The organism is Streptomyces sp. So13.3 (assembly GCF_005860785.2).
GTDB lineage: Bacteria > Actinomycetota > Actinomycetes > Streptomycetales > Streptomycetaceae > Actinacidiphila > Actinacidiphila fildesensis.
Genome location: NZ_CP048835.1, coordinates 5705145 through 5718733 on the forward strand (window position 1 = coordinate 5705145; position 13589 = coordinate 5718733).

Sequence of the window (13589 nt, forward strand, 5' to 3'; positions counted from 1 at the left end):
ACGTTGTGACGCGCTGACGTTGTGACGTGAAGGGGCCCGGATCGCTGTGGTGCAGCGGTCCGGGCCCCTTTGCGTTTGTGGTGCGGTCGGGGGACGGGGCCTCCGGGGTGGGGCTTCGAAATCGACTATTTAGGGCCTGGCGGCCCTCAAATAGCTCGGCAGCATTTCGAAACCCCACCCCTGCGGCCCCGTCCCCCTCACGTCCAAGCGTGCCTGTGCGGGAGGGGAGGGGGACGGTCCCGGCCCCCTCACGTCACCACATCCTGTGCGGGAGGGTGAGGGGGGACGGTCCCGGCCCCCTTGCGTCACATCTGCTGCTGCGGGCTGCGTCAGCTCGCTACGCGCTTGGCGATGACGAAGCCCTCGAGGCCGGCGATGCCGAAGAACAGGATGTCCATGCCGCCGAGGGACTCCTTCCAGGCCTGCTGCACGATGTCGTAGTGATCCGTGAGGATCGTCATGACGCCGGGGGCGCCCGGGGAGTCGGCGAGCAGCAGGGTGATGCCGAAGACCTGGCCGAGGTAGACGCCGAGCAGGGCGAGCGGGATGCCGATGACCGGCAGGACCGGGTTGCGGCCGCCGACCTTGCCGAGTGCGGCACCGACCAGCGCGCCGACACCCAGGGCCGCGTAGCCGATCTCGTGCTCGGTCACCTTGATGAGCCCGCCGTACGCCAGGGCGCCGACGATCATCGCGAGGATGCCGACGAGGATGCCGAGGCCCACGTTGTTGGTGGCCGGCGGCAGCGGGGCGGGCGGCGGGTAGCCGCCGAAGCCGCCCGGCTGCTGCGGCTGCTGGCCGAACGGGTTGCCGCCCTGCGGCGGGACGACGCCCGGCTGCTGGCCGTAGGGGTTGCCGCCCTGCGGCGGCTGCGGCGGTGGGTACGACTGGCTCATGGTGGGGTCCCCCGGGGATGGAAGGTTTGCATCGCACAGAAGTGTGGCGTGCGAACAATGGCCCCGAAGGCTAGCAGCCGGATATGACAGTGCGACAAGACGTTTCAGCGGGCCGTTACGCGACCGCTACCGGTCCGCTACAAGCGGGCCGCGGCTCCTACCGGGGTGGCGCCGCGGGTGTCGAGGAGCAACTGGGCCTTGACGGCGAGGCCTTGGAGATCGTAGGTGCGGTGATGCTGCAGCAGGAGGGTCAGATCGGCGTCGGCGGCGGCTTCCCAGAGGGAGTCGGCGCGGGGGATGGGGCGGTCCAGGACGCGCCATTCGGGGACGTACGGGTCGTGGTAGCAGATCTGGGCGCCCAGTTCGATGAGGCGGGAGCCGATCTCGCGGGCGGGGGCGTTCTCCTGGTCGGCCAGATCGGCCTTGTACGTGACGCCGAGCAGCAGGACGCGGGCGCCGCGCAGTGACTTGCCGTGCTCGTTCAGCAGGGCGGCCGCGCGCTGGACGACGTAGCGCGGCATCCGCCCGTTGACCTCCTGGGCCAGTTCGACGATGCGCAGCGGGTAGCCGGGGGTGCGGGCCCGGGTGGCGACGTAGTTGGGGTCGAGGGCGACGCCCGGTCCGCCGACGCCGGGGCCGGGGCGGAAGGCCTGGAAGCCGAACGGCTTGGTCTCGGCGCAGCGGATGACGTCCCACAGGTCGACGCCGACGTCGTGGCAGAAGACCGCCATCTCGTTGGCGAAGGCGATGTTGACGTGCCGGTAGTTGGTCTCCAGCAGCTTGACGGTCTCGGCCTCGCGCAGCCCGCGGGCGCGGACGACGCGTTCGACGAAGCGCCCGTAGAACGCGGCGGCGGCCTCGGTGCAGGCGGAGGTGTAACCGCCGATGACCTTGGGGGTGTTGGGGATGTGGTGGTCGCGGCTGCCGGGGTCGACGCGGCTGGGGGAGTAGGCGAGATGGAAGTCGCGGCCGGCCCGCAGGCCGGACTCCTCCAGGATCGGGAGGAGGAATTCCTCGGTGGTGCCGGGGTAGGCGGTGGATTCGAGCACCACGGTGGTGTGCGCCCGCAGATGCGTGGCGAGCGCCCGTGCGGCGGCCGCCACGGCGCTGAGGTCGAGGGCGCGGTCGGCGCCGAGCGGGGTCGGGGCGCAGATCACGGCGGTCCTGACCCGGCCGAGCACGGAGGGGTCGGAGGTGGCGCGGAATCCGGTGGCGAGCATCCGGCGGATGTCGGCGGCGGCGAGGGAGCCGGCCGGTACGCGGCCGGCGTTGATGTCCGCGGCGGTGTTCTCGTCGGCGTCGTATCCGATGACGCCGATTCCGGCGGCGGCTGCCGCTTGGGCGAGGAGGATCCCGGCGCGGCCGAGTCCGATGACGGCGAGGTCTGCGGGCATGGGGGTCAGTCCTCTCCCTAGCAGCCACGAATGGCTTCAAAACAGGCTAACCAGACATAAGGCTGATATGACCGCACGGCGCGCCGGTACTGCGGGGTACTCGTCCACGGATCCGGCGCCGGTCCGGGGGCGCCCGGGCGTGCAAAGGTGGCTGTCGGCCCCTGTGGCGGTCACTATCGAGTGACGGGGCGCACGCACCTGCTCCACAACAGGAGGCACGAATGCGGACGACAACACTGGGCCCGGCCGAGCGCGAGGCGGCACTCGCCCGGATGGCGGACGAGGAGCTCGACATCCTGGTCGTGGGCGGCGGCGTCGTCGGGGCCGGTACGGCGCTCGACGCGGCGACCCGCGGGCTGTCGACCGGCCTGGTCGAGGCGCGGGACTGGGCGTCCGGCACCTCCAGCCGCTCCAGCAAGCTGATCCACGGCGGTCTGCGCTATCTGGAGATGCTCGACTTCGCCCTGGTGCGTGAGGCGCTCAAGGAGCGCGGCCTGCTGCTGGAGCGGCTCGCACCGCACCTGGTGAAGCCGGTGCCGTTCCTGTACCCGCTGCAGCACAAGGGCTGGGAGCGGTTCTACGCCGGCTCGGGCGTCGCCCTGTACGACGCCATGTCGTTCTCGTCGGGCCACGGCCGCGGGCTGCCCGTGCACCGCCATCTGACACGTAAGCACGCGCTGCGGGTCGCCCCCGCCCTCAAGAAGGACGCCCTGGTCGGCGCGTTGCAGTACTACGACGCCCAGATGGACGACGCGCGCTATGTCACGACGCTGGTCAGGACCGCCTCGGCGTACGGCGCCCAGGTCGCCAACCGGGCGCGGGTGGTCGGCTTCCTGCGGGAGGGCGAACGCGTGGTCGGCGCCCGGGTGCAGGACGTGGAGGGCGGCCGCGAGTACCAGGTGCGGGCCAAGCAGGTCGTGAACGCGACCGGGGTCTGGACGGACGACACCCAGGCGCTGATCGGCGAGCGCGGACAGTTCCACGTCAGGGCGTCCAAGGGGATCCACCTGGTCGTGCCGAAGGACCGCATCCACTCCTCGTCCGGGCTGATCCTGCGGACCGAGAAGAGCGTGCTCTTCGTGATTCCGTGGGGACGGCACTGGATCATCGGCACCACCGACACCGACTGGGACCTCGACAAGGCGCACCCGGCCGCGTCCAGCGCCGATATCGACTATCTGCTCGAACACGTCAACTCGGTGCTCTCCGTCCCGCTGACCAGGGACGACGTCCAGGGTGTGTACGCCGGGCTGCGGCCGCTGCTGGCCGGTGAGTCGGACGCGACGAGCAAGCTCTCACGCGAGCACACCGTGGCGCACCCGCTGCCGGGGCTGGTCGTCGTCGCGGGCGGCAAGTACACGACGTACCGGGTGATGGCGAAGGACGCGGTGGACGAGGCCGTCCACGGGCTCGACCACCGGGTCGCGGAGTGCATCACCGAGGAGGTGCCGCTGGTCGGCGCCGAGGGCTACCACGCGCTGTGGAACGCCCGGGCCCGGCTCGCGGCCCGTACGGGGCTGCACGTCGCCCGGATCGAGCACCTGCTCAACCGGTACGGCGCGCTCGCCGAGGAGGTCCTGCAGCTCATCGTGGAGGATCCGTCGCTGGGCGACGCGCTGCCCGCCGCCGAGGACTATCTGCGGGCCGAGATCGTGTACGCGGCGTCGCACGAGAGCGCCCGGCACCTCGACGACGTGCTGACCCGCAGAACCCGTATCTCGATCGAGACGTTCGACCGCGGCACCCTCAGCGCGCGCGAGGCCGCCGAGCTCATGGCGCCCGTCCTGGGCTGGGACAAGGAGCAGATCGAGAAGGAGGTCGAGCACTACCAGAAGCGCGTCGAGGCGGAGCGCGAGTCGCAGCGGCAGCCCGACGACACGACCGCGGACGCGGCACGGCTGGGCGCGCCGGATATCGTGCCTCTCTAGGGACCAACGGGGGAGCAGAGGGGCGCATGGTGTCTGATCACGCGGAGGCGGGGCGACTCGTCGCCGGCCGGTACCGGCTCGTGGAGCGGATAGGCCGCGGGGGCATGGGCACGGTGTGGCGCGCGGAGGACGAACTGCTCGGCCGCCAGGTCGCGGTCAAGAAGCTGCACCCCCCGCAGCCCCATCTGCACGAGGACGAACTGGCCACCATCTTCGAGCGCACCCGCCGGGAGGCCCGCGCCGCCGCCCGGATCAGCCACCCGAACGTCATCGTCGTGCACGACGTGGTGGACGACGAGGGCCTGCCGTCCATCGTCATGGAGTACGTACCGTCCATGACGCTGGGCGAAGCGCTGAAGAAGCACGGCGCGCTGCCGCCCGTGGAGGCCGCGCGGATCGGCCGCGGCATGGTCGCCGCACTGCGGGCCGCGCACCGCGCCGGGGTGCTGCACCGCGACGTGAAGCCGGGCAACGTCCTGCTCGGCGGGGACGGCCGGGTGGTGCTGACCGACTTCGGCATCGCCCAGGCGTCCGGCACCTCGACGCTCACCCGCACCGGCGAGCTGATCGGCTCCATCGACTTCCTGTCGCCGGAACGCATCAAGGGCCAGTCGCCCGGCCCGGAGGCCGACCTGTGGGCGCTGGGTGCGACGCTCTATCAGGCGGTGGAGGGGAACTCGCCGTTCCGCCGGGACACCGCGATCGAGACCGCGTACGCCATCTCCGAGGACCCGGTGCTGCCCGCCGCCAACGCAGGGCCGCTGGAACACGTCATCGCCGGGCTGCTCGCCAAGGATCCGCGCGAGCGGATGTCGGCGGAGGAGGCCGAACGGCTGCTGCGGCTGCCGGCGGCCGAGGCGGACACCACGCGCTTCGAGCGCGGCGGAACCGCGTCGACCACCGTCCCGCCCGCCGGGTCCGGATCCGCCCGGCCGGCCGAACCCGCCCGCCCCACCGCCCAGGTGACGGTCGGCCACGGCGCCGAGCCGGTCCCCGACGCCTCCACGGCCGGCCCCGGTGGCACGCCAACCGCCGCTCCCCGGCCGCGGCGCCGGGCCCGGTGGGTCGTCGCGGCGCTCACCGCCGCCGCCGTCGCGGGCGGCGGGACCGCGGCCTTCGCGTACTTCCGGGACGACGGCGGCAGTCCCACCGCGTCCAAGAAGCACACCGCGCCGCCGGTGACCACGACGCCCAGCCCCTCGACGTCCACGACCGCGGAGCCGCCGCCGCTCCCGAAGAACTACCGGCTGGCCACCGAGGCCGCCAAGGGCTTCACCGTGCCGGTGCCGAAGGGCTGGCGGCGCTCGGTGGCGGACGGTGAGGTCAACTACATCGATCCCACCGGGCTCGTGGGGCTCAAGTTCAGCGTCCTGGACTACGCCGGTCCCGACCACCTCGCGCACTTCAAGTCCCTGGAGACCAAGGTGCGCGACACCCTGGCCGGCTATCACCAGGAGCGCATGCAGCCGACGACCGTATTCGGACAGAACGCCGCCATTTGGCAGTTCACGTTCAAAGGCAGTAAACGCGACTATCGGGCCATAGATCTGGGATTCGGCAAGGAAGGCGAACGCGAGTTCGCCATCTACCTTTCCGCTCCCAAGTCCCAATGGGACGAGTACAAGCCGGTGTTCGACAACGCCGTGGCCGGTTTCCGGCCGTCCGCGCAGTAAGCCGGGTTCGCTTCCGAGGCCTCCGGTCGGCGATGATGGGACCCACATCACCAGTGACCGCAGGGGAATTCATGGGCCAGGCGCAAGGCACCGACGGACGTCTCCTCGCCGACCGGTACCGGCTCGGCGAGGTCCTCGGCAAGGGCGGCATGGGAACGGTCTGGCGCGCGGAGGACGAAACCCTCGGCCGGACCGTCGCCGTCAAGGAGTTGCGCTTCCCCGGAAATGTCGACGAGGACGAGAAGCGCCGGCTGGTCACCCGGACCCTGCGCGAGGCCAAGGCCACCGCGCGGATCCGCGGCACCGGCGCGGTCACCGTGTTCGATGTCGTCGAGGAGGACGACCGGCCGTGGATCGTCATGGAACTGGTCGAGGGCCGCTCGCTGTCCGACGCCATCCGTGAGGACGGCCCGCTGACGCCCAAGCGCGCCGCCGAGGTGGCCCTGGTCGTGCTCGACGTGCTGAAGGCCGCGCACAAGGAGGGCATCCTCCACCGCGACGTCAAGCCGTCCAACGTCCTCATCGCCGACGACGGCCGCGTGGTGCTCAGCGACTTCGGCATCGCGCAGATCGACGGCGACCCCTCCGTCACCTCGACCGGCATGCTCGTCGGCGCCCCCTCGTACATCTCGCCGGAGCGCGCCCGCGGCCAGAAGCCGGGCCCGCCGGCGGACCTGTGGTCGCTCGGCGCCCTGCTCTACGCATCGGTCGAGGGCCGCCCGCCCTACGACAAGGGCTCGGCCATCGCCACCCTGACCGCCGTCATGACCGAGCCGGTCGGCCCCATGGAGAACGCGGGCGCGCTCGCGGACGCCATCCACGGCCTGCTCATCAAGGACCCGGCGGAGCGCCTGGACGACGCGGGCGTCCGCACCCTGCTCACCCGCGTCGCCAACGCGCTGCGCTCGGTGCGCGGCGCCGCCACGGCCGCCGGTACCGCCACCGCAGCCAAGGCGACAAAGGCGGCGAAGGCGGCGAAGGCAGCGAAGCCGAGACCGGCGGCCGAGCCGGGGGAGCCCGGCACCAAGCCGAAGGCGCCGCGCGCGCCGATCACCGACGTCGTACCGCGCCGGGTGCTGCTCATCGCCCTCGTCGCCGTCGCCCTCGCCGTCATCGGCACCGCGATCGGCTTCGCACTGGCCAACGGCGGGGACGGCGACAACGCGCCCGACTCCAAGCCGGGTTCCGCGTCCTCCGCCCCGGGCAAGACGGGCGACGGCAAGACGGCGCCGACCACCCCGAAGGGGAGCACCGGCGGCACCGGACAGCAGCCGTCGACCAACCCGGGCGCGGCGACGAGCGCGGGCACCACGGCCGGCACGAGCGCGGGTACCACCGCGGGCACGGGCGGCGCGAACCCGCCGGCGGGCACGGACAACAAGGTGCCGGCCGGCTACAACGTCGTGACCGCGGGCCACTTCTCCATCGCGCTGCCCGCGGGCTGGAAGAAGACCGGCAGCGCGGGCGCCGACAGCTTCATATTCAGCGCCGACGGCGGTTTCCCGCGCGTGCAGATCGACTTCACCGACGAGCCGGGCAACAACGCGGCGGCCGACTGGTTCGCGCACGAGTCCGCGGTGGCTTCCGCCAGCAGCGGCTACCACCGGGTGTCGATCGGCAACGTCGCCTTCAACGGCTACCCCAGCGCCGCCGACTGGGACTTCCTGCGGACCGAGAAGGGCGGCCTCAAGGGCCGGGTCCTGAACCGCGGGTTCGTCGTCAACGATCACCAGGGCTTCGCCATCATGTTCTCCGCGCCCGCCGACCAGTGGGACACCCCCGCCATCGTGCAGATGCGCCAGACGTTCTTCGCCACCTTCAAGCCGTCCAACTGATCTGCGCAGAGCGGGTCACGGGGCATGCCTCCGGCACGTATCGTGAAAGCTCGCGGACTGTCCGCAGCCAGATTCCATCCGGACCGGACCGGATCTGACGCTTTTGGGGAGGCGTCGTGGACGAATACGCGGGTCGCGTACTCGCCGACCGCTACCGCCTGCCCCGGCCACCCGCGGACGAGTACGAACTGGTCGAAACGCGCGCCTTCGACACGTACAGCGGCCAGGAGGTCCTGGTCCGCCAGGTGCTGCTGCCGGAGATCGTCAGCGCGGAACTGATGGGGCCGGGGCCGTACGGTGACCAGCCGGGCCACGGCCAGGACCGCACGAGCGACAGCGCGCAGCGCGCGCTGGACGCCGCGCGGGCCGCCGCCGCGATACCCGATCACCCGCGCCTGGTGCAGGTCTTCGACATCTTCGTCGAGGACGGCAGCCTCTGGATCGCCAGCGAGCTCGTCAACGCCCGGCCGCTCGCGTCGTTACTCGTCGACAAGCGGCTCGGCCACTACCGCGCCGCCGAGGTCGCCTCGGACGTGCTGGTGGCGCTGCGCGTCCTGCACGCCTACGGCTGGACCCACCGCAACGTCACCGCCAGCACCGTCCTGGTCTGCGACGACGGCCGCGCCATGCTGTCCGGCCTGGCGGCCGGTGCCGCGCAGGAGGCGCTCTGCGGCTACGACCCGGTCCCGGCCGAGGTGATGGCCGGCGGGAACGGCGCCGGCTGGGGCGGACCCGACTCCGCGCTGGAGCAGGAGCGGGCCCGGCAGGCCCGCATCACCGTCGTCGGCCCGGTCACCGAGCGCTGGGCACCGGAACAGGCCACCCCCGTCCATGAGAACTGGCAGCTGGCGCCGCCCGTCGGCCCCGCGGCCGACCTGTGGGCGCTGGGCTCGCTGCTCTTCCGCAGCGTCCAGGGCCACCCGCCGTTCCCCGAGGAGAGCACCCCGGAGCTCGTCCAGCTGGTCTGCGCGGAACCGCCCGCCTTCGCCGAGGAGAGCGGACCGCTGCGGCCCATCGTCGAGTCGCTGTTGCGCCCCGATCCCGAGGAGCGCCCGGACTTCGACGAACTGGAGGGCTGGCTGCGCTCCTTGATCCGGTCCGCGCCCGAACCCGACCTGGGCCTGCGGACGGTGCCGGTCCCGACGGATCCCCGCAAGCTGCCGATCGTCCGGCGCCGGGGCGAGCTGGTCCGCCGCCGCAGGTCCGCGGCGGCCGCGGCCGCCTCCGCCGAGGGGCTGTCCGGGACGACCCACCGGCGCCATGCGCGGGCGAAGCAGGAGCGGTCCGCCCGGCAGGTGAACCAGGCGCAGCCGACCCGGACGAAGGGGCCGCAGCAGAAGACGTCGAAGGAGCGGGCCCCGCGCAGCCTGGGCGCGCGGCTGCTCATCCTCGTGCTGCTCCTGCTGGTCGCGGTGGTGGCGTACGCGCTGGTGATGATGCCGCACAACACCACCGACGACGGCAGCCAGGCCGGTGCGACGACCCGGACCGTCCCGGCGCAGATGCCGGGCTCCGGCTCGGACGGCAAGACCGGCAGCAAGGCGCCGACCACCGCACCGACGTCCGCGAAGCCGCCGCCCAGCACCCGGCCCCCGGCGACGAGCGCCCCGCCGGCCACCGATCTCGGCGGCGACTTCGTGCTGCGCACGGACGACGCGGGCTTCACGGTCGCCGTGCACACCGGCTGGCAGCGGCAGGGCAAGAACGCCCAGGACCAGATCCGGTACACCGGCGGTGACTTCCAGCTGATCGTGGTCCCCGGCCGCGACGCGGCGTCCGACGCGGGCAGCGACCCGATGGCGTACCAGTCGAACGAACCCGAACTGGCCCCGTTCCGCGCCTCGCAATGGGCCTCGGCCGGCGCGCTCCGGACGCTCGACGTGGGCGGATCGCCCGCGGCGGAGGGCGAGTACAGCTGGCGCGACGGCAGCGGCCACCAGGTCTACGCCCGCAATCTCGCGCTGCTCCAGGACGGCAAGTACCACCTGGTCCTGGTGATCGGCCCGGACGACCAGCGGGCCGACGTCCAGCGGATCTTCGACAAGGCCGCCGAGACGTACCGCCCGGCGGGCTGAACGTGCAGGAGTTCGACTCGGGTCAGGTGGAGCAGCTGCTGGCCGGGGCGCGGTTCGTCGACGATCCTGCCGAGCGGGTCTGTCCCGCGTGCGGGCAGCAGGCGGTGCGCACGTATGTCGACCGCCGGGGAGCGCCGGCGCGGCCGGTGCTGATCACCTACAGCTGGTGTGCCTCCTGCCGCCGGCACAAGGGGTGGACCGGGCCGGATCTCGGGGACCTCGGCTTCGACGATCCGCTCCAGGAGCTGTCCGCGACGGAGCGGGACGCCCTGTCGCGGGATTTCGACGCGTTTCTGCGCAGGCTGGACGCGTTGTGGGAGGAAGGCCGGCTGCCGCAGCGGTTCCGTTGACCTGTCGGTCCGCGGACAAGGCCGCGGGCCCGTGCGGCATGATGGGCGCATGGCGAGCGACGGGGGACACGGCATGTCCCCGTATCGGTCCGGCCTGCCGGGACCCGTCGCCGGCCGGTACCGGATCACCGGGCGGCTGGGCCGCGGCGGTATGGGCACCGTGTGGCGGGCGACCGACGAGCTGCTGGACCGGCAGGTCGCGGTCAAGGAGCTGCACTTCAACGAGGATCTGTCCGAGGCCGAGCAGCAGCTGTACCGGGACCGCGCGCTGCGCGAGGCCCGGAGTGTGGCGCAGATCCGGCATCCGCATGTCGTCGTCCTGCACGACGTGGTCGAGCAGGACGGCCGGCCGTGGATCGTGATGGAGCTGATCGACGGCCGCTCGCTGTCCGACGTGCTCGCCAAGGACGGTCCGGTGGATGCGCGCGAGGCGGCCCGGATCGGCGCCGCGGTGGCGGGCGCGCTGCATGCCGCGCACGAACGCGGGGTGCTGCACCGGGACATCAAGCCGGCCAACGTCCTGATCGAGCGGGACACCGGGCGGGTCGTGCTCACCGACTTCGGGATCGCGCGGGTGTCGGGAACGACGACGCTGACCGAGACCGGGGTGTTCGTCGGTTCGCCCGAGTACACCTCGCCGGAGCGGATGTCCGGGGCGGTGGCGGGGCCGGAGTCCGACCTGTGGTCGGTGGGCGTGCTGCTGTGCGCGTCCGTCGACGGGCACTCGCCGTTCCGCCGCGATTCGATCGGCGGGGTGCTGCACGCCGTCGTCTACGACGAGATCCGCCCGCCCGCCAGCGCCGGCCCGCTGCTGCCGGTGGTCTCCGCGCTGCTGGAGCGCGACACCGGCCGCCGGATGGGAGCGCTCGCGGCGGAGCTGTGGCTGCGCACGTACGCCGAGACCGGCGAGGCGACCGACACGGGACACGTCCCGACCGTCGCCCAGGACACCGTGGTCCCGCCGGATCCCGGCATGGAACCGGCTCAGGACCCGACCCCGCCCCTGACCCCCTCCCCGTTCCCTGTCGCGTCCGAGCTCGCGTCCTCCACGGGCCGGAAGTCCCGCAGGGGAGTGCTGGTGGGCGCGCTGCTCGCGCTGGTCGTCGGGGGTGGCGTGGCCGCCGCCGTGCTGACGATGAACGGTGCCGACGGCAGCGCGGACACCGCGACGCGACCCTCCTCGCCCCCTCCGACGTCCGCGCACACCACGCCGCCCGTCACACCGACCCCCACCCCGGTCCCGGCCGGATTCCGTACCGTCACCGACTCGTCGGGTTTCTCCGTCGTGCTCCCCGACGGCTACGACCGGTCGGTCGATCCGCCGCGGATCTACTACTACTCGCCCGGCAAGGAGTTCCGGTTCGGCGTCCGCAACGAGAAGCCGGACCCGAGCGGCCCGATGGCGGTGATGACCGCGCAGCACCGCTCGGGCGCGGCCGCGTACAAGGGGTACCGGGACGGCTTCGTCACCGGGACGACGAAGGACGGCGGACCCGCCGCGCTCTGGGAGTTCACCTGGGACGGCTACCCGGGCGGCGGCGCGCGCCGTACGTTCGACCTGTGCTGGACCGAGAACGGGCGGCAGTACGACATGTGGGTCTCGTCGCCGGTGGAGAAGTCGGAACAGGGACGGCAGACCTTCGACACGGCGCGGAACACCTTCACCCCGCGCTGAGCGGGCGCGGCATGCTCTGAGCTGCGGAAATCAAGATCGCGCCAGCGATTGCTGGCTTAATTGTGCTCGTCAGGTGAAAAGTAGCTACTGATGGGTACCCAGCGGCGCCCATCAGCCGTAATCTCGCCGATATGACGGACTCGCTCGGCACCACGCGCCCCACCGACGGCAACCCGGCGGCCCCCACCACCGCCAGAGGAGCCCAGGACGTCGTCACCCCCGACCTCGTCGCGCGGCTCACGCGTGGCGTCATCGGCAGCGGCCGGACCAGCAACCACACCCCGCTCACCGGCGAGAAGCTCGCCGACCTCCCGGAGGCCACTCCGGACGAGGTCGCCACCGCCTTCGAGCGGGCCCGCGCCGCCCAGCACGCCTGGGCCGCCACGCCGGTACGGCAGCGCGCCGCCGTGCTGCTGCGCTTCCACGACCTGGTGCTCAGCCGGCAGAGCGAGGTCCTCGACCTCATCCAGCTGGAGACCGGCAAGGCCCGGCTGCACGCCCACGAAGAGGTCCAGGCCGTCGTCATGTCCGCCCGCCACTACGGGCGCCGGGCCCCCGCGTACCTCAAGCCCAAGGGTCACGGCGGTGCCGTTCCCGTCCTGACCAAGGTGGTCGAGCTGCGCCAGCCGCGCGGCGTCGTCGGGCAGATCGCGCCCTGGAACTACCCGTTCGAGCTGTCGGTCGGTGACGCGCTCCCCGCCTTCGCCGCGGGCAACGCCGTCGTGATGAAGCCCGACACCGAGACCGCGCTCACCGCCCTGTGGGCGCGCGAGCAGCTCATCGAGGCCGGACTGCCCGCCGACGTCTGGCAGATCGTGATCGGCGAGGGCCCGGTCATCGGCCCGGCCCTCGTCGAGCACGCCGACTACGTCTCCTTCACCGGTTCCACCCGTACCGGCCGCGAGGTCGCCCAGCGCGCCGCCGCCCGGCTGATCGGCGTCTCCCTCGAACTCGGGGGCAAGAACGCCATGCTCGTGCTGCGCGACGCCGACCTCGACAAGGCCGCCGAAGGCGCCGTCCGCGCCTGCTTCGCCTCCGCCGGTCAGCTCTGCGTCTCCATCGAGCGGCTCTTCGTCGACGAGACCGTCGCCGACGCCTTCCTGGAGAAGTTCGCCGCCCGCACCAAGGCGCTCAAGCTCGGCACGGCCCTCGCCTTCGGCGCGGGCATGGGCTCGCTGGCCGGCGAGCGCCAGCTGGAGACCGTCAGCCGGCACGTCGACGAGGCCCGCTCCAAAGGCGCCACCGTCGTGACCGGTGGCCAGGCCCGCCCGGACATCGGCCCCTACGTCTACGAGCCGACGATCCTGGACGGGGTCGAGGCGCCGATGTCGGTCTGCACCGAGGAGACCTTCGGCCCGGTCGTCTCCATCTACCGCTTCCGCGACGAGGACGAGGCCGTCGAGCGCGCCAACGCGACCCCGTACGGCCTCAACTCGGCCGTCTGGACCAAGGACACCCGCCGCGGCGGCCGCATCGCCGCGCGGCTGCGCTCCGGAACCGTCAACGTCAACGAGGGCTACGCCCCCGCGTACGGCAGCGTCCAGGCGCCGATGGGCGGCATGAAGGATTCCGGACTCGGCCGCCGGCACGGCTCCGAGGGCATCCTCAAGTTCACCGAGGCGCAGACCGTCGCGACGCAGCGGCTGCTGCCGATGGCGCCGTCGATGGGCATGGACGACGAGAAGTACGCCGCCTTCATGAGCCGTTCGCTGCGCGCGATGAAGGTGTTCCGGCTGCGCTGACCCACCGAGTGCGGCGCCGGC

General features: G+C 72.4%; 9 protein-coding genes. 7 read left to right on the plus strand and 2 right to left on the minus strand.

What is annotated here, in order from left to right:
- Nucleotides 1-329: 329 nt before the first annotated feature.
- Complete coding sequence (locus C8250_RS25870; RefSeq protein ID WP_138352951.1) at nt 330-896, minus strand: hypothetical protein; 567 nt, start codon at nt 894-896, stop codon at nt 330-332.
- Between the two features lie 137 nt (nt 897-1033).
- A complete protein-coding gene (locus C8250_RS25875) occupies nt 1034-2290 on the minus strand; it encodes a nucleotide sugar dehydrogenase (protein WP_138352952.1) in 1257 nt (418 codons plus the stop codon).
- A 221-nt stretch (nt 2291-2511) separates the two neighbouring features.
- On the opposite strand from C8250_RS25875, the gene C8250_RS25880 reads away from it, so the two are divergent.
- From C8250_RS25880 to C8250_RS25910, 7 genes are all read left to right on the plus strand, one after another.
- Complete coding sequence (locus C8250_RS25880; RefSeq protein WP_138352953.1) at nt 2512-4218, plus strand: glycerol-3-phosphate dehydrogenase/oxidase; 1707 nt, start codon at nt 2512-2514, stop codon at nt 4216-4218.
- Between the two features lie 26 nt (nt 4219-4244).
- Nucleotides 4245-5891 (plus strand): serine/threonine-protein kinase, encoded by a 1647-nt coding sequence (locus C8250_RS25885; RefSeq protein WP_138352954.1) that lies wholly within the window; start codon nt 4245-4247, stop codon nt 5889-5891.
- Nucleotides 5892-5962: 71 nt separating this feature from the next.
- Nucleotides 5963-7726, plus strand: coding sequence for a serine/threonine-protein kinase (locus C8250_RS25890; RefSeq protein ID WP_138352955.1), 1764 nt, complete (start codon nt 5963-5965; stop codon nt 7724-7726).
- 116 nt (nt 7727-7842) lie between these two features.
- On the plus strand, nt 7843-9801 hold the full coding sequence (locus C8250_RS25895) for a protein kinase (protein ID WP_138352956.1): 1959 nt from the start codon (nt 7843-7845) through the stop codon (nt 9799-9801).
- A gap of 2 nt (nt 9802-9803) precedes the next feature.
- A complete protein-coding gene (locus C8250_RS25900; protein ID WP_138352957.1) occupies nt 9804-10151 on the plus strand; it encodes a hypothetical protein in 348 nt (115 codons plus the stop codon).
- 49 nt (nt 10152-10200) lie between these two features.
- Nucleotides 10201-11826, plus strand: a complete 1626-nt coding sequence (locus C8250_RS25905) for a serine/threonine-protein kinase (protein WP_244809354.1) — start codon at nt 10201-10203, stop codon at nt 11824-11826.
- Between the two features lie 131 nt (nt 11827-11957).
- Nucleotides 11958-13568, plus strand: coding sequence for a succinic semialdehyde dehydrogenase (locus tag C8250_RS25910; RefSeq protein ID WP_138352958.1), 1611 nt, complete (start codon nt 11958-11960; stop codon nt 13566-13568).
- Nucleotides 13569-13589: the final 21 nt, after the last annotated feature.